The following is a 14999-nucleotide window of genomic DNA, read 5'->3' as shown; positions in this document are numbered from 1 at the left end:
GGAAACCTGCCGTTTTTCTGCAAGTGCGGGCAGATTTCTGCGCGCGCAAGGTGGACCCGTCAGAGGCTTGTTTTCTTGAAGATCGCTTCCGGGATGTTCCGGATCACCATCATCACCGCCCACCAGATCGGGCGCACGTAAATGATATTGCGAGATTTATTGACGGCGGCAACGATTGCGGTGGCAACTTCGGCGGGGTCTGCGGTCAGCTTTTTGGGCAGGTCCAGGTGCGCCGTCATGGCCGTGTTCACGAAGCCCGGTTTCACCGTCACCACGTGCACATTTCGCTTGCAAAGCCGGTTACGCAGCCCCGACAGGAAAGCGGTGAAGCCAGCCTTGGCCGATCCGTAGACATAATTGGACGCGCGGCCCCGGTCGCCGGCCACCGAACTGATTCCCACCAGCGTGCCCGCCCCCCGTTCGGCGAAGCGATTGGCCAGCACCCCAAACAGGATTGCCGGCCCCTCGAAATTCGACCGCAGAACGGCCACGGCGGCGGCGGTGTCTGTCTCGTTGTCCGCTTGCTCGCCCATCTTGCCGACCGCGCAGACGGCGATGCCGGGCAGAACGGGCAGGCCATCGACAAAGGCATCGTGGCGGTCGACCTCCAACACGTCGAAATCATGCAAGGTGACCTCGACATTGTAGCGCGTTTCCAGATCGGCCTTGTCGTTTTGCAAGTCCGCGGCATGGCGGGCGGCAAGCTGGATCGGGTGTCCTTCGGCAGCAAAGGCACGGGCGGTGGCGCGGGCGATGTCGGATCGCGCGCCCAGGATCAGAACGGGGGACGTCACAGGTGGAGCCTTTCGGATTGGGCCGAGGCGAAGGCGTCGGCGAGGCCATTGTCCCGGCGCCATGCCGCGAAATCGGCTGCGCGGGGGTCGGCGGCGGTGAAAGTATCGGCGGGAAGGCGAGAATCCTTGGCGAGGTAGTAGCGCCCGCCATGGTCGAGCGTGATCGCGTCCAGGTCCGGCATCAGGGCGATGGCGCGGGCATGGCGTGGGAAATCGAGGGCCAGCGTGTAGCCTTCCATCGGGAAGGAAAAGGGGCTGTCCTGCGGGCCGAAGCGTTTCAGGACCGACAGGAACGAGGCTTGCCCGCTTTCGGAAATGGCGGTCAGCAGGCGGTTCAGGCCATCGCGCGCCGTGTCCTGCGGCAGCACGCATTGGAATTGCATGAACCCCTTGCGTCCATAGAGACGGTTCCATTTCAGGATCGCGTCAAGCGGGTAGAAATAGCCGTCCCAGTCGACGATGGATTGCCCCTTTTGCCGCGCGCCGTTCCAGTAATAAAGCGCATTGAAGGCCCGCACCGTCAGCGGATTGAGCGCAAAGGACGGGGCGTTCATCGGGAAGGTGATCTTACGGTGGCGGGGGGCGTGGAAAGGCGTTGCCCGGTGGCGCGCAGGCACCTCGCCCGGGTCGGCATGTTCGCCCAGCATCACCAGAGACCGCCCAAGCCTGTCCCCCTTGGCGGCGCAGTCGATCCACGCGACGGAATAGGTCGCGTCCATGTTGTCTTCAAAGGCGGTGATCACGGCGTCGAGATTTTCGGCCGGGATCATCTGTTGTCGTATCCAGCCGGATTTCACCGGGCGCAGGCGGATCGCGCAGCGCAGAATCACGCCGGTCAGGCCCATGCCGCCCAAGGTCCAGCCAAAGAGCACGGCGTTTTCGTCGCGGGAACAGCGGGTGACGGCGCCGTCGGGGCCCATTACGTCGATCCAGTCCACGCAGGCGCGAAAGCTGCCATCGACATGGTGGTTCTTGCCGTGCACGTCTGCCGCGATGGCGCCGCCAAGCGTGATCAGCTTGGTGCCGGGCGTCACCATGGGAAACCAGCCACGGGGCAGGAAGCTGTCGATCACATCGGCCAGCATCACCCCGGCCTCGGCCACCAGCTGCCCGGTCGCGGGGTCAAAGCCCAGCATCCGGTCGAAGCAGCGCATGTCGATTGTGTTGGCCACGCTTACCGCGCTGTCGCCATAGGACCGGCCGTTTCCACGCGCGATGGCGCGCCCCTCGGCCACCAGTGCGGCAAGGGCGGCCTCGTGGCGCGGTGCGCTCAGCCGGGCGTCGAGTTTCGGGAAATTGCCCCATCCTGAAACGGTCATCGTGCCCCCTCCGCGATGCCGCGACCATCGGTGAAGACGAAACGGCGATCCAGCAAATACTTGGTCATGTAGCCCACCATCAGGCCCAGAACGGCCCCAAGCTCTCGCATCGGGTCGGTGCCCCAGATCAGCCAAAAGGCCGTTTCGCTGCCCCAGAAGATGCAGGTCGTCACCAGCCCCATGGCTGTGTAAAGGGCGAACTTGCGGCCATGCGCCCTGAGCCCTGTCGAGGCGTCGTAGAAAATCCAGCGCTTGTCGAGCAGGTATTTCACCACCAGCCCCACCAGAGTGCCCGCCCCGACCGCCGTGGCAAAGACAAAGGCCGTCTCGCCAAAGGCCAGCACCAGCCGTTGGGTGCCGAGATTGGCGATCATCGCGATCCCGGCAAAGAGCGCGTAACGCAGCGCCAGCGATAGGCCCGTCATAGGAATGCCGCCCCCAGCCCGAGGGCGGCGATCACCGCGAAGGATACCTGGCTGGTGCGATCGGTCACTGCAAAGACCAGCGGGTCGTCTGTCATCTTGCCCTGATGGGTGATGAAAACCACCCGCGTGATCCAGAACAGAAGCAACACGCAAACCCCCCACAGCAGCACAGGTTGGCGATAGTGCATCAGCACCTCTGGCGAGTTGATATAGAGCGCCAGAACCAGCACCGAGGTCAGGCCGGAACTGGTGGCGATCTGGGTCACGATGGGCAGGTCGTCCAGCCCGTAACCGCGCCCGGCGGCCTTGGTTTGTCCAGTGGCCTGCACATGCACCAACTCGGCCTGTCGCTTGACGGCCGCAAGGGCAAAGAAGAAGAACATCGAAAACGCCAGCAGCCAGATCGACAGCGGCACGGCGGTGGCCATGCTGCCCGCCACGATGCGCAGCGTATAGAGCCCGGCCAACACGCAGATATCCACGATCACCTTGCGTTTGAGCCACAGTGAATAGCTGAGGGTCATGGTGAAGTAGAACGCGATGACGCCGAGAAAGCTTGGACCCAACGCCGCGGCGGTTGCCAGACCAAGCATCAGCAGCGCGGGGAACAGCGCGGTGCCCGCGGGCACCTGCAACCGGCCCGATGCCAGCGGGCGGTTACGCTTGCGTGCGTGAGCGCGGTCGGGGTCCAGATCGAGCAGGTCGTTCAGCACGTAGCCGGACGAAGCGACCAGACCGAAGGCCAGAAAGGCCACCAAACATTGCAGCAGGCTGAGCCCGGTCACGGAATGGCTGGCCAGCACCGGAACGAAGATCAGGATGTTCTTCAACCATTGATGTGGGCGCATGGCCTTCAGGATCGGCCATGCCAGCGGCTCGGGCGGGCTGAGATGGGACACCTCGCCGTTGACGGCCTCGACCCTGGCCCGGAAACCGCCGCTTGCGCCCACGGTGATCGCCGCCCGCGAGCGTTGCCAGACGGCCAGATCGGCGGCGCTGTCGCCCATGTAGACAAAGCTGCCCGCTCCATAGTGATCGGCAAGGAAAGCGGCTTTGCGGCTGCCCTTGAGGTTCACCTCGGGGGTGGTGCCGAAGACCTCGTCGAAAAGGCCCAGATGTGTGGCGATGCGGTCGGCGAGGGTTTGGTCGCTGGCCGTCACCAGCGCGACCCGCCCGCCCTTGGCGCGCCAGCCTTCGATATGGGCAATGACATCGGGGTTGTAAGGAAGGTGCGCCACGTCAGGGCAGGCGCTGTCGGCCATGGCCCGCTTGAGCGCCGGTATGCCCTTTTTAAGGGCGCGCGCGGCAGTGACCGGTGCCTGCCAATCCTTGGACAAGGCCGCCCAGAAGCATTCGAACAGCATGTCCGACCGCAGGAGGGTGCCGTCCAGATCAACGACGAGGACGCTGTCAGTCGTACCAGAATCGCGCATATCTCGGGTCACCTTGTCCGTCCCGGTCCTGTCCGGGCGCCCTGCCTCAGGTCCATATGGATTTTATTGTCCGGGCAGAGGCTTGCACAGGCTTGCGGCATTCGCCAGCCGCGAATGTGGTATTATTGCGAAACGGCAGGGGATCGGCTGTCGACAGGCAGGCCTGTGATTGGCTAGTCTTTGCGTTGTATTTCAGTCACAAGGCGGTCTTCGATATGTTCTCTGCCAAAACCATTCCAGCGGCCCGTTTCGGGCTGGCCCTTTTGTTGACCACAGCCCCTCTTGCCGTTGCCGCCCAGACCGAAGCCGAGGCTGCGGCGGCGCTTTGCCTTGAAACGGCCGGCCCCCCCGACGCGGGCGTTCCAATCAGCCCCGAGGCGCAGGAGGCCCAGATCGCGGCCCTGCAAGAGGCTGCGCCGTCTTGCGAACAGGCGGTCGCTGGGGGCAGCAACGTGCCCGAGGTTCTGTACACGATCGGGGCGATCCGGCAGCTTGACGGTGATCATGACGAGGCGGTTGCAGCCTTTGAAGCCGCCGCCCAAGGCGGGTTGGCGGCGGCCAATACGCGGCTTGGGGACTATCACCTGTTCGGGATCGGGCCGTTGCGGCGCGATGCCGACGCGGCAGCCGTCTATTACCGCGCTGCCGCAGAGGCCGGCGACCCGGCCGGGCAAATGACCCTTGGGTTGCTCTATCGCCTTGGCGCGGGGGTGCCGCGCGATACCGAGCGGATGGTCGCGCTGATGCGGCAGGCGGCGGATGGCGGCTATCATTTTGCGCAGTTCCGGCTGGGACAGACCTACCTGACCGGCGATGGCATTCCGGGTGGAGCGGATGCGGCCCTCGGTATTCCTGACCGGGACGAAGCGGCGCGCTACCTGTCTATGGCCGCCGAGCAGGGCAACATCGAAGCCGTGCTGGACCTGGCGCGGATCTATTCCGAACTCGACGGGCCGGGAACCGGAGACCCCGACTTGCAGTTTCGCTGGACGCAACGGGCGATGGACGAGGGCCTGCCAGAGGCGGTTGCGGCGCTCGGGTTCCTGTATGAGCGCGGGCGCGGGGTCGAGGCGGATCCGCAGCGCGCGGCAGAGCTTTACGTGCAGGCGTTGGAAACCGGGGATGTCGATCTGGACGAGATGCGGGGCCGGGTCGGTGGCCGCGTGCCGCCTTGGGACCGGGCAACCGCGATGGCGTTTCAAGTGATCTTGCAAGAGCGTGGGCTGTATCCCGGTGCCATCGACGGGGTGATCGGCCCGATGTCGCGTGCGGGGGCGGCGGCCCTGTCGGATTAATCCCTACCGGGCCGTCAGTTGCCGGTGATCTCGACGCTCTGGCGCAAGGCGCCGGTGTTGCGGTCATAGATCAGGATGATCTGATCATCGGTCACGACCGCATACCAGTCGGCCCCCATCGTGATCGCATCGGCGGTCACACCTGCCGGCAGTTCGATCTGGGACGGCAACGACAGGGTCGTGCCGCCATCGCCATTCGGGAACCGGGTGACAAAGACGATCACGACCGTTATCAGCCCGACAATCATCACCACGGTCAACGCGGTCACCAAAAGGCGCAGTACCCGCAGGTTCAGCGGGTCAGGGTCGTCCTCAGTCAACGGAGCATCCCCCATGTCCGGCCTCACATCCAAGATCGTCGCGGTCCGCATCGGTGCCGACCCTGCCGGTCGCCTTGATAAGGCAGTGGCCCGCGATGTGCCAGAGGAAGCAGCGCTGAGCCGGTCGCGTTTGGCTCGATTGATCGCAGATGGGGCCGTTGCCGTGAACGGTGCGGTCGTGACGGATGCCAAGGCCAAGCTGGCCGAGGGCGATCTGGTAGAGATCACGGTCGAGGAAGCGGCCGAGGTCGAAACCCGGCCAGAGGCGATCCCGCTCGACATCCTGTTCGAGGACGAGGATCTGATCGTCGTCAACAAGCCCGCCGGCATGGTGGTGCATCCCGCGCCTGGCTCGCCCGCGGGCACTTTGGTCAACGCCCTCTTGCACCATTTCGGCGGCAACCTGTCCGGCGTCGGTGGCGAAAAGCGGCCCGGCATCGTGCATCGCATCGACAAGGACACCTCTGGCCTGCTGGTGGTGGCGAAATCCGACCGGGCCCATCACGGGCTGGCGGCGCAGTTTGAAAAACACACGGTCGATCGGCACTATCTGGCGATCTGCCACGGTGAGCCTGACCCCTCTGACCCGCGGCTGCGCGGGGTGCGCGGCGTCAGTTTCGAGACCGGGGGCATCTTGAAGATCACCACGCAACTGGCCCGCCACAAGACCGACCGACAGCGGCAGGCGGTGCTGTTTCAGGGCGGGCGCCACGCGGTCACGCGGGCGCGGGTCGAGGAAGGGTTCGGCGCGGTGGCCCTGATCAATTGCTGGCTGGAAACCGGGCGCACCCACCAGATCCGGGTGCATCTTTCCCATGCCGGCCACGCGCTGGTGGGCGATCAGACCTATGGCGGGCGGCGTAAGGTATCCGCAAAGGAGATGGGCGAAGCCCTGGCTGACCGGTTGAACCGCTTTCCCCGGCAGGCGTTGCATGCGGCCACGCTCGGCTTTGACCACCCGGTCAGCGGTGAGCATCTGAGCTTTGCCGCGCCGTTGCCCGCCGACATGGCCGAGATACTTGAACGCTTGCGTGAAACGGCCTGACTTTATGTGCGCAATTGCACGTGAGAGATTTGAAACATCTATTGCCGTGCGCGGGCAGCCTTCGCTAGGATATGTCGTCCTTAGTCTCCGGACCTCTTGACACAGGACCGGGGGGCACCCATCTCAAGGCTAAGTTAATCGAATTTACATTCGAAGCTTGTCGAACAGGGGAACAGAAGACCGTGAGCAGCTATGCAAATCTCCCGGCGCCATCGCCGGAACAGGGCCTGAACCGATACCTGCAGGAAATCCGCAAATTTCCGATGCTGGAACCGGAAGAGGAATACATGCTGGCCAAGCGTTGGGTCGACCACGAAGACACCGAGGCCGCCCACAAGATGGTGACCTCGCACTTGCGCCTGGCCGCCAAGATCGCCATGGGCTATCGCGGCTATGGTTTGCCGCAGGCCGAGGTGATTTCCGAAGCCAACGTTGGCCTGATGCAGGCCGTCAAACGCTTTGACCCCGAAAAGGGGTTTCGTCTGGCCACCTATGCCATGTGGTGGATCCGCGCTTCGATCCAGGAATATATCCTGCGGTCGTGGTCGCTGGTGAAGCTTGGCACGACCTCGGCGCAAAAGAAGCTGTTTTTCAACCTGCGCAAGGCCAAGGCCCGGATCGGCGCGCTGGAAGACGGCGACCTGCGGCCCGAGAACGTGGCGCAGATCGCCCATGATCTCGGCGTGACCGAAACCGAAGTGATTTCCATGAACCGGCGCATGTCGGGTGGGGATGCCTCGCTCAACGCCATGGTGGGCAGCGAAGGCGAAAGCGCCACCCAATGGCAAGACTGGCTGGAAGACGAAGACGCCAATCAGGCCGAGGATTACGAAGCGCGTGACGAGATGCAGCATCGCATGGCCTTGATGGACGAAGCGATGGACGTGCTGAACGAGCGTGAACGGGATATCCTGACGCAGCGCCGCCTCAAGGATCGTCCGGTGACGCTGGAAGACCTGAGCGCGGTCTACGATGTCAGCCGCGAACGCATTCGCCAAATCGAAGTGCGGGCGTTCGAGAAACTGCAAAAACGCATGCGAGAGCTGGCTCGGGAACAGGGGCTTTTGACCTCCGCCTGACCTCGGCCCGATCCACCAGGAAGGCCCGCCTTTCCGGCGGGTCTTTTTTGTGCTTTGTTCGCGCTAACACGAGGGAGTTTCCAATGACCGATCCGATCCGATGGGGCGTTCTGGGTGCCGCGAATTTTGCCCGGAAGACGATGGCCCCCGCCATTCACGATTCCGAAAACGCCGTGCTGGCGGCGCTGGCGACCTCCAGCCCGGCCAAGGCCGCGGGCTTTCGGGCACTGGCTCCGGGACTGCGGGTGCATGACAGTTACGAGGCGCTGTTGGCCGATCCAGAGATCGACGCGATCTACATACCGCTGCCGAATGCGTTGCATGTGGAATGGGTGGAAAAGGCCGCGCGCGCGGGCAAGCATGTGCTGTGCGAAAAGCCGATTGCGATGAAAACGGAAGAGATCGACCGCCTAATCGCACTGCGCGATGACACCGGCCTGTTGATCGCCGAGGCCTATATGATTCCGCATCACCCGCAATGGCAGCAGGTCAGTGCGGCGGTGCAGGGTGGCGATATCGGCACGCTGCTGCATATCGACGGCTATTTTACCTTCCGCCTGACCGACACTGGCAATATCCGGCTCAACCCCGATCTGGGCGGCGGTGTCACCCGCGATATCGGGGTCTATACGCTCGGCTCGGCCCGGCTGGCCACGGGCGCGGAACCCACGAATGTGCAGTCCCGGTTCGGCTGGCAGAACGGCGTCGACGTCTCTGCCCGCATCTGGGCCGAATTCGGCGATGCCACCTGTTCGATTTACATGAGCATGGCCGCGCCCAACCGGCAGGTGATGACGTTCCACGGCACTGACGGTTATCTGGAACTGGTTGCGCCTTTCAACGCCGGTGTGCACCGCGAAGCCTCGGTGCGGATGGTGCGCGCCGATGGAGAAGAGCGGCTGACCCGCTATCCCATGGCCCGGCAATATGTGGCTCAGGTCGAGGCCTTTGGTCGAACGGTCCGGGATGGGGCCGATTATCCGGTGCCGTTGGAATTTTCGCGCGGCACCCAAGTGGCTCTGGAGTCAGCCTTTAATGGCGAACTGACCTGACGAAATCGCACCGCGTCCCGATTTTTTCGACTCCGAGCCCGATTCGCGTCTAGACTTGCTTGACGTTTGGTCAAGCGGGGAGAAGGGCGTTGGGCGATCCGATCAAGAATATCACCATTGTCGGGGGCGGCACGGCCGGGTGGATGGCCGCGCTGATCCTGCAAAGCTATTTCGGCACGCGGGCGGCACAGGGGCAGGGCAAGACCGTTACCCTGATCGAGTCACCGAATGTGCCGACCGTGGGCGTCGGCGAGGCCACCGTTCCGGGGATGCCGCGCACGCTGCGGATGGGGGGTGTTTCGGAACCCGAATTCTTCAAGACCTGCAATGCCTCGTTCAAACTGGGCGTTCTGTTCTCGAACTGGAACGTCGACAAGGCCGGACATCCGATCGAGTTCGTAAACCCCTTTGCGCGGGCCCACCCGATCCATGGTGTGGATCTGGGCTACTATTTTCTTCAGCACGGGGCCGGTAATCTCGACTTTACCCAAGTCTACTCGCCTGCCGTCGATCTGGGCCGGGCCTGCAAGGGGCCGCGTGCCTTGGGCGAAAAGCCCTATTCGATGTCGATCGGCCATGCCTATCACCTGGACGCTGGAAAATTCTCGGGGCTGATGCAGCGGCTCTGCACCGAAAAGGGCGTGGTTCATGTGCGCGACGACGTGGTGCATGTCGAACAGGATGAAAACGGCTACGTCACCGCGCTGCAATTGAAACGCGGCGGTCGGCACGAGACCGAGCTTGTGATTGATTGCACCGGCTTCAAGGGCGTCATCATCAACGAGGTGTTGAAAGAGCCGTTCATCTCTTATTCGAAATACCTCGCCAACGATCGCGCCATGGCGGTGCAGATCCCCCATCCCGACCCCGACAAGATACCCTCGCTGACCCGGTCCTATGCGCTTGGGGCGGGCTGGGTCTGGCGGGTGCCGCTCTTTAACCGGATTGGCACGGGCTACGTTTACTCGACCGCGCACCGCACGGATGAAGAGGCGCGGGATGAATTCGTGGCGCATCTGGGCGACACCTGGAACGGGGTCGAACCGCGCGTGATCCCGATGCGGGTGGGCCGCAACCGCAATGCGTGGGTCAAGAACGTGGTCGCCATCGGTCTGTCGGGGGGCTTTATCGAACCGCTCGAATCCACCGCGATCCACATGATCGACATGGGCGTCCGATGGCTGATTTCCTACTTCCCCGACAGCGATTTTCCTGCGCCATTGCGCGACCGCTACAACAAGATCACCGGCAATCTTTATGACGAGGTGCGCGATTTCATCTGCCTCCACTATGCCCTGAACAACCGCACCGACAGCCAATACTGGATCGACGCGCGGGAAGAGCTGGAGGTGCCGGACAGTCTTGCTGCGAACCTCGACCTCTGGCGCTATACCCTGCCGCAGCCCTACGACCTCGCGTTTGACTCGCTCTTTGACTATGGCGTCTATCAGGCGGTGATGCTGGGCAAGCGGGTCTATGACACCGACTATGCCTCGCCACATTTGTTGCGAAACATGACCTTGCCCTCCGATATCTGGGGACAATACCTGACCAAGATGCGCGGTGGCGTGGCCAATGCCATGAACCACGTGGCCGACCACCGCACCTTGTTGCTGGAATTGCGGGGCGAATTGCCGGTCCCGAACCCCCCCCCCAATTTCGCCATGGCGCAGCCCACCGTCGCCATGCCGGGCCAACCCTTGCCCAAGGTGCCGATCACCAATCCGAACCCTGCGCCGAAACCCGCCGCGCAGGCTGTGGACGACGATGGGGTCAGCCTGCTCTGACCCCTTTTCGGGACGGGGGGTGCTCTGATAACATCGTGCGATCACGCAACGGATGGTGCAATCATGGCCGGAGGATGGGCGCGCGACGGCGCGGTGTCGGAACAGATCGAAGCCTCGATCGAGGATGAGCTGAAACGCATGCAGGCGCGCGCGCAACCGCAGGGCGAAAGCCTGATCTACTGCGCGGAATGCGAGGAAGAAATACCCGAGGCGCGGCGCAAGGCGATTCCCGGCGTGAAGCTTTGCATCGACTGTGCCTCGGATCGTGACACCCGCCCGGACATGCGCGGCGGGATAAACCGCCGGGGGTCAAAGGACAGCCAGTTGAAATAGGGATGCCGAGTTGCGTCAGGGCCGAAACCCTGAACGGGGATGCGGTCCGAGCGGGGCGAAGCGACCTACTTGCGCGATTGCAGCCAACGCCAGAGCGGTGCGATATCGAGCGCCGCCACCGCGACCCCCAAGGGCAGCATCCAGAAGCCGAGTACCGGCAGAAACCCCAGTATCCCGCCCGCGATCAGGACCAACCCCAGCAGTAACCGCAGGCCGGGCGGAACGTGGGCGCGCACCCAGACGAGCATACGCTTCACCTTCATGCGAACGCGGGTCCATGTGGACGGTTGGCTCATGTCAGCCTCAAACGAAGGATGTGTTGCGGGCCGGATTGGCCGCCATGGTAGAGACCGCCCATGTCGTGCCATCCGGCTTTGACATAGGCGTCGCGCGCCACCGTGTTGCGGCAGTTCACGGTCAGATAATACAGCCTCTGACCCGGATAGCGCGCCGCCAGATAGCCCGGAAGCGCCGCCAGCAAGGCGCGGCCCAAGCCCCGACCCTGATACTGAGCACCGACCAGCACCCCGCGCAGGCCCCAGCCTTGGGCCTCGGCAAAGTCATGGGTGGGGGCGTAGTTCCGGTCGATCTTGAAGAACCCCACGCCCTCGCCCTGCATCCGCACGATATGAAAATCGCGGGTGGGCAGGGGGTCGGTCACCATCTCGCCGATGGTAGCCACGAACCGCTCCTGACCGGGACCGAGGGTGAGGTGTCCCACCTCGTCCACCCGGTCACGCGGCAGGTCGTCGATCTGGATCATTCCATCGCTTCAAGCTGGTCGATGAAGCCTTCGATCATCGACAGCCCCTTGTCCCAGAAGGCCGGGTCAGAGGCATCCAGCCCGAAGGGGGCCAGCAGTTCCTTGTGGTGCTTGGACCCGCCCGCTTTCAGCATTTCGAAATACTTTTCCTGAAAGTCGTCGCCGCTTTCCTCGTAGACCGCGTAAAGGGCATTCACGAGGCCATCGCCGAAGGCATAGGCGTAGACGTAGAACGGTGAATGCACGAAATGCGGGATATAGGCCCAGAAGGTTTCATACCCATCCATGAAGTTGAACACCGGCCCAAGGCTTTCGGCCTGCACGGACATCCACAGGGCGTTGATATCGTCGGGGGTCAACTCGCTTTCGGCACGGGCGGCGTGCAGCTTGCATTCGAAGTCGTAGAACGCGATCTGGCGCACGACGGTGTTGATCATGTCCTCGACCTTGCCCGCCAGCATGACCTTGCGTTCGGCATCCAACTTGGCCTGCGCCAGCATCTTGCGGAAGGTCAGCATCTCGCCGAAGACAGACGCGGTTTCTGCCAGCGTCAGCGGGGTGGAGGACAGCAGTTCGCCCTGACCGGCCGCCAGCCGTTGGTGGACGCCATGGCCAAGCTCATGGGCCAGCGTCATCACATCGCGCGGTTTTCCGAGGTAGTTCAGCATAACGTAGGGGTGGGCGTCGGCCACGGTAGGATGGGCAAAGGCGCCGGGAGCCTTGCCCTCTTTCACGCCCGCGTCGATCCAGCCATCGGTGAAGAAGGGCTCGGCCAGCTCCGCCATGCGCGGGTCGAAATCGGCATAGGCGTCCGAGACGGTCTTGCGGGCCTCGTCCCAGCCGACCAGCCGGTGGTCTTCCATCGGCAGGGGCGCGTTGCGGTCCCAGACCTCCAGCGTATCAAGACCCAGCCACTTGGCCTTCAGCGCGTAATAGCGATGAGACAGGCGCGGGTAGGCGGCGACGACGGCGTTGCGCAGCGCCTCCACCACTTCGGGTTCGACGTGGTTCGCCAGGTGGCGGCCTGTCTGCGGGGTGGGCAGCTTGCGCCAGCGATCCTCAATCTCCTTTTCCTTGGCCAATGTGTTGTGGACGCGGGCGAAAAGTCCGATCCGTTCGCCAAAGGTTGCGGCCAGCGCCCGCGCGCCCGCTTCGCGGCGGTCGCGGGTCTGGTCGGTCAGCAGGTTCAGCGTTGCCTCGATGCCAAGCTCCTCGCCATCTACATCGAAGGTCAGCCCGGCGATGGTTTCGTCAAACAGCTTGTTCCACGCGGCGGCCCCCACCATCGACTGATCGTGCAGGAATTTTTCCAGTTCGTCCGACAACTGATAGGGCTTCATGGCGCGCATCCGGTCAAAGATGGGCCGGTAGCGGGCGAGGTCGGCATTCGCGGCCATCAGTGCTTCGAAATGCGCATCGTCCAGCCGGTTGAATTCCAGCCCCCAGAAGACCAGCGGCGTGGTGGACACGGTAATCGCTTCTTGCATGTTCGACATGAACTGCGCGCGTTCCGGGTCTGTTGTGTGTTGGTAATAGCGCAAGCCCGCATAGGACATAAGCCGCCCTGCGATCAGGTCGATCTTTTCATAGCGCTGCACGGCGTTCAGCATCTCATCGGCAGACAGATCGGCCAGCTTACCCTCGTAATTGGCGGCGAAGGCGGCGCATTCCTTGCTCACCCAGTCTTTGTCTCGCGCGATTTCAGGCGCGTCGGGGGTGGCGTAGAGGTCGCTCAGATCCCATTCCGGCAGGTCGCCCAGATCACCGGCGCCTCCGGCAGCGTTGGCATCACGGACGGTCTGGGGGAACTGGATTGTAGGGAATTGCATGGAGAACCTCTCTGACGTTGCTTGGGCTACAGATAGGCTGCCAAGCGGGGAAAGTGCAATGCGGGGGGATGCGGGCCGGGCCGGGCTGCAGGGGCGCGGCTCACAGGTCGATCGGGCTGTCGGTCGCCGATCCTTCGGAGTCCGGTGCATCGGGGTCCAGCGGCTCGCGTCGACGGATGATGATATCGCCGTTTGGCAGCATCTCGGGCAGCTCATAGAGCGCCACATCGTCGATCAGGTCGGTCAACCGGGTGAAGAAGGGCACAAGCTGTTCGTCGACGAAGGGCTGCATCTCGTCGGCCAGTCCTTCAAGGATCATGCGCGATCCCTCGGACAAGAGGCCCCAGCCTTCGCGCAGGCGGGACGGGTCGTCTTGATCCTGCGCGCAGGCGGGCGCGGCACCAAGGGCGAGGGTGAACAGGGCAGCGGCAGCGTGTTTCATGGTCAGGTAGGTAGGCATTCGTCCGGGGTCTGTGAAGGGGGTGTGTCCGGGATCGGACCGGCCAGTTGCATGGTTACCGGGAAATGGTCAGACGCCATCAGCAAGGCGCGACGCAGGCTTTCGTCGTGCCAGCAAGCCGGGTCTTCGAAAGGGTGCCAGATCCGCCAACCATGACAGAACGGGCGCAGCGGCGGGCTGACCATGATGTAGTCGAGCAAAGCCGTCAGATACCGGTCCTCGTCGCGGATGTAGAACCGGGCAGTTGTGGGTTGTGCCGACAGGCGGGTGTGCAGCGCCCGCGTCACATGCGGGTCGAAAAGCTGATCTTCGGGGGGCAGATCGGTGCCAAGCACGATTTCCAACCCCGACCGCCCGAAGAGCCGCTCGAACGCGTCCAGCCCCGGACCGTCGTTGAAATCTCCGGCCACCAGCAGCGCGTCGCCCGCTTGCAGGTGGAGGTCGATCCGCTCTCGCAGCCAGATGCATTGCGCCAGTTGCTTGCGCCGGTTGGCGATGGCCAGCCGCATCATTTCGTCGTGGTTCCGCGCCCCGTGCGGGGCCTTCGATTTCGCGTGCACCCCGATCAGGCGAAATCGCCCCTCGACGCTGTTGATCTCGGCTTCGAGGGGCGGTTTCGAGAACCGCACCAGATCCTCGGTCGCGTCGATATCGAGGTCGATCCGATAGGTGCCGTCAAAGCGCGGCGGGGTGCGAGAGCCCTTCTTGCCGGTCTCTTGGCCGATTGGGTCATGGCGGGCCTCGATCAGATCGGGGTCGTAGAGCAGCATGATTTCCTGCTGCGTGTGATTCTCGAACCCCACAAGGGCCTTGCGGGCGCGGATGCCGGCATGGGCCGCAAAGGTTTCGAGTGCGACGCTCCCGTCGCGTCGGCTGGAACTGTCGGGTGCCTCGATCACCAGCACGGCATCGGCGTCGAGCGATTGAAACACATGCGTCAGGGCGGCGATCTGCTGCGCCCGCGTCACATCCTGCCGTCCCGACCATTGCATGTCGTCCAGCAGTTGGCCCTCGTCGTCAAAGAGGTTGGCGAACCACTCGACGTTATAGGTCGCGATGCGCATG

16 protein-coding genes are annotated in these 14999 nt (G+C 63.5%); 6 read left to right on the top strand and 10 right to left on the bottom strand.

Going from position 1 to position 14999, the window contains the following annotated elements; translation table 11 throughout:
- Positions 1–59: 59 nt before the first annotated feature.
- From BKY27_RS02165 to BKY27_RS02150, 4 genes are read right to left on the bottom strand one after another with little or no spacing between them, the layout of a single operon-like run.
- Entirely contained in the window at positions 60–794 is a 735-nt protein-coding gene (locus BKY27_RS02165) for an SDR family oxidoreductase (protein WP_071672791.1), read from the bottom strand.
- Positions 791–2113, bottom strand: a complete 1323-nt coding sequence (locus BKY27_RS02160; protein ID WP_071672790.1) for an FAD-binding oxidoreductase — start codon at positions 2111–2113, stop codon at positions 791–793. Before BKY27_RS02160 ends, BKY27_RS02165 begins: the two co-directional genes overlap by 4 nt.
- Positions 2110–2538 (bottom strand): GtrA family protein, encoded by a 429-nt coding sequence (locus BKY27_RS02155; protein ID WP_071672789.1) that lies wholly within the window; start codon positions 2536–2538, stop codon positions 2110–2112. The genes BKY27_RS02160 and BKY27_RS02155 overlap by 4 nt, the downstream gene beginning before the upstream one ends.
- Entirely contained in the window at positions 2535–3971 is a 1437-nt protein-coding gene (locus BKY27_RS02150) for a UbiA family prenyltransferase (protein ID WP_071672788.1), read from the bottom strand. Before BKY27_RS02150 ends, BKY27_RS02155 begins: the two co-directional genes overlap by 4 nt.
- A 215-nt stretch (positions 3972–4186) precedes the next feature.
- Here BKY27_RS02150 and BKY27_RS02145 point away from each other — a divergent pair, with 215 nt between their 5' ends.
- Entirely contained in the window at positions 4187–5266 is a 1080-nt protein-coding gene (locus BKY27_RS02145) for a tetratricopeptide repeat protein (RefSeq protein ID WP_158514951.1), read from the top strand.
- A gap of 14 nt (positions 5267–5280) precedes the next feature.
- Here BKY27_RS02145 and BKY27_RS02140 read toward each other — a convergent pair whose 3' ends face one another.
- Positions 5281–5586 carry a DUF6476 family protein gene (locus tag BKY27_RS02140; protein ID WP_324609971.1) on the bottom strand — a complete coding sequence of 102 codons (306 nt, stop codon included), beginning with the start codon at positions 5584–5586 and terminating at the stop codon, positions 5281–5283.
- 13 nt (positions 5587–5599) lie between these two features.
- Here BKY27_RS02140 and BKY27_RS02135 point away from each other — a divergent pair, with 13 nt between their 5' ends.
- From BKY27_RS02135 to BKY27_RS02115, 5 genes are all read left to right on the top strand, one after another.
- A complete protein-coding gene (locus tag BKY27_RS02135) occupies positions 5600–6631 on the top strand; it encodes an RluA family pseudouridine synthase (RefSeq protein ID WP_071672785.1) in 1032 nt (343 codons plus the stop codon).
- Between the two features lie 182 nt (positions 6632–6813).
- Entirely contained in the window at positions 6814–7710 is an 897-nt protein-coding gene (rpoH, locus tag BKY27_RS02130; RefSeq protein ID WP_071672784.1) for an RNA polymerase sigma factor RpoH, read from the top strand.
- Positions 7711–7793: 83 nt separating this feature from the next.
- Positions 7794–8762 carry a Gfo/Idh/MocA family protein gene (locus BKY27_RS02125; RefSeq protein WP_071672783.1) on the top strand — a complete coding sequence of 323 codons (969 nt, stop codon included), beginning with the start codon at positions 7794–7796 and terminating at the stop codon, positions 8760–8762.
- An 89-nt stretch (positions 8763–8851) separates the two neighbouring features.
- Positions 8852–10549 (top strand): tryptophan halogenase family protein, encoded by a 1698-nt coding sequence (locus BKY27_RS02120; protein ID WP_071672782.1) that lies wholly within the window; start codon positions 8852–8854, stop codon positions 10547–10549.
- A 63-nt stretch (positions 10550–10612) separates the two neighbouring features.
- Entirely contained in the window at positions 10613–10882 is a 270-nt protein-coding gene (locus BKY27_RS02115) for a DksA/TraR family C4-type zinc finger protein (protein WP_071672781.1), read from the top strand.
- A 65-nt stretch (positions 10883–10947) separates the two neighbouring features.
- Here the strand turns inward: BKY27_RS02115 and BKY27_RS02110 are convergent, their stop codons facing one another.
- From BKY27_RS02110 to BKY27_RS02090, 5 genes are all read right to left on the bottom strand, one after another.
- Positions 10948–11178: a hypothetical protein gene (locus tag BKY27_RS02110; RefSeq protein ID WP_071672780.1), complete on the bottom strand. Its 231-nt coding sequence runs from the start codon at positions 11176–11178 to the stop codon at positions 10948–10950.
- On the bottom strand, positions 11175–11645 hold the full coding sequence (locus BKY27_RS02105) for a GNAT family N-acetyltransferase (protein WP_071672779.1): 471 nt from the start codon (positions 11643–11645) through the stop codon (positions 11175–11177). Before BKY27_RS02105 ends, BKY27_RS02110 begins: the two co-directional genes overlap by 4 nt.
- Complete coding sequence (locus BKY27_RS02100) at positions 11642–13474, bottom strand: M3 family oligoendopeptidase (RefSeq protein ID WP_071672778.1); 1833 nt, start codon at positions 13472–13474, stop codon at positions 11642–11644. Before BKY27_RS02100 ends, BKY27_RS02105 begins: the two co-directional genes overlap by 4 nt.
- A 100-nt stretch (positions 13475–13574) precedes the next feature.
- A complete protein-coding gene (locus BKY27_RS02095; RefSeq protein WP_071672938.1) occupies positions 13575–13916 on the bottom strand; it encodes a hypothetical protein in 342 nt (113 codons plus the stop codon).
- A 2-nt stretch (positions 13917–13918) separates the two neighbouring features.
- Complete coding sequence (locus BKY27_RS02090) at positions 13919–14998, bottom strand: endonuclease/exonuclease/phosphatase family protein (protein ID WP_071672777.1); 1080 nt, start codon at positions 14996–14998, stop codon at positions 13919–13921.
- Position 14999 lies beyond the last annotated feature (1 nt).

It is taken from the genome of Nioella nitratireducens (assembly GCF_001879715.1).
Taxonomy (GTDB): domain Bacteria; phylum Pseudomonadota; class Alphaproteobacteria; order Rhodobacterales; family Rhodobacteraceae; genus Nioella; species Nioella nitratireducens.
This window is presented reverse-complemented; position numbering and strand designations above follow the sequence as displayed.

What these genes read in the sequence shown, in the direction of transcription:
- BKY27_RS02160 (WP_071672790.1), bottom strand. Translation starts at nt 2,113, where the DNA reads ATGACCGTTTCAGGATGGGGCAATTTCCCGAAACTCGACGCCCGGCTG.
- BKY27_RS02155 (WP_071672789.1), bottom strand. Translation starts at nt 2,538, where the DNA reads ATGACGGGCCTATCGCTGGCGCTGCGTTACGCGCTCTTTGCCGGGATC.
- BKY27_RS02150 (WP_071672788.1), bottom strand. Translation starts at nt 3,971, where the DNA reads ATGCGCGATTCTGGTACGACTGACAGCGTCCTCGTCGTTGATCTGGAC.
- BKY27_RS02145 (WP_158514951.1), top strand. Translation starts at nt 4,187, where the DNA reads ATGTTCTCTGCCAAAACCATTCCAGCGGCCCGTTTCGGGCTGGCCCTT.
- BKY27_RS02135 (WP_071672785.1), top strand. Translation starts at nt 5,600, where the DNA reads ATGTCCGGCCTCACATCCAAGATCGTCGCGGTCCGCATCGGTGCCGAC.
- BKY27_RS02125 (WP_071672783.1), top strand. Translation starts at nt 7,794, where the DNA reads ATGACCGATCCGATCCGATGGGGCGTTCTGGGTGCCGCGAATTTTGCC.
- BKY27_RS02115 (WP_071672781.1), top strand. Translation starts at nt 10,613, where the DNA reads ATGGCCGGAGGATGGGCGCGCGACGGCGCGGTGTCGGAACAGATCGAA.
- BKY27_RS02110 (WP_071672780.1), bottom strand. Translation starts at nt 11,178, where the DNA reads ATGAGCCAACCGTCCACATGGACCCGCGTTCGCATGAAGGTGAAGCGT.
- BKY27_RS02105 (WP_071672779.1), bottom strand. Translation starts at nt 11,645, where the DNA reads ATGATCCAGATCGACGACCTGCCGCGTGACCGGGTGGACGAGGTGGGA.
- BKY27_RS02100 (WP_071672778.1), bottom strand. Translation starts at nt 13,474, where the DNA reads ATGCAATTCCCTACAATCCAGTTCCCCCAGACCGTCCGTGATGCCAAC.
- BKY27_RS02095 (WP_071672938.1), bottom strand. Translation starts at nt 13,916, where the DNA reads ATGAAACACGCTGCCGCTGCCCTGTTCACCCTCGCCCTTGGTGCCGCG.
- BKY27_RS02090 (WP_071672777.1), bottom strand. Translation starts at nt 14,998, where the DNA reads ATGCGCATCGCGACCTATAACGTCGAGTGGTTCGCCAACCTCTTTGAC.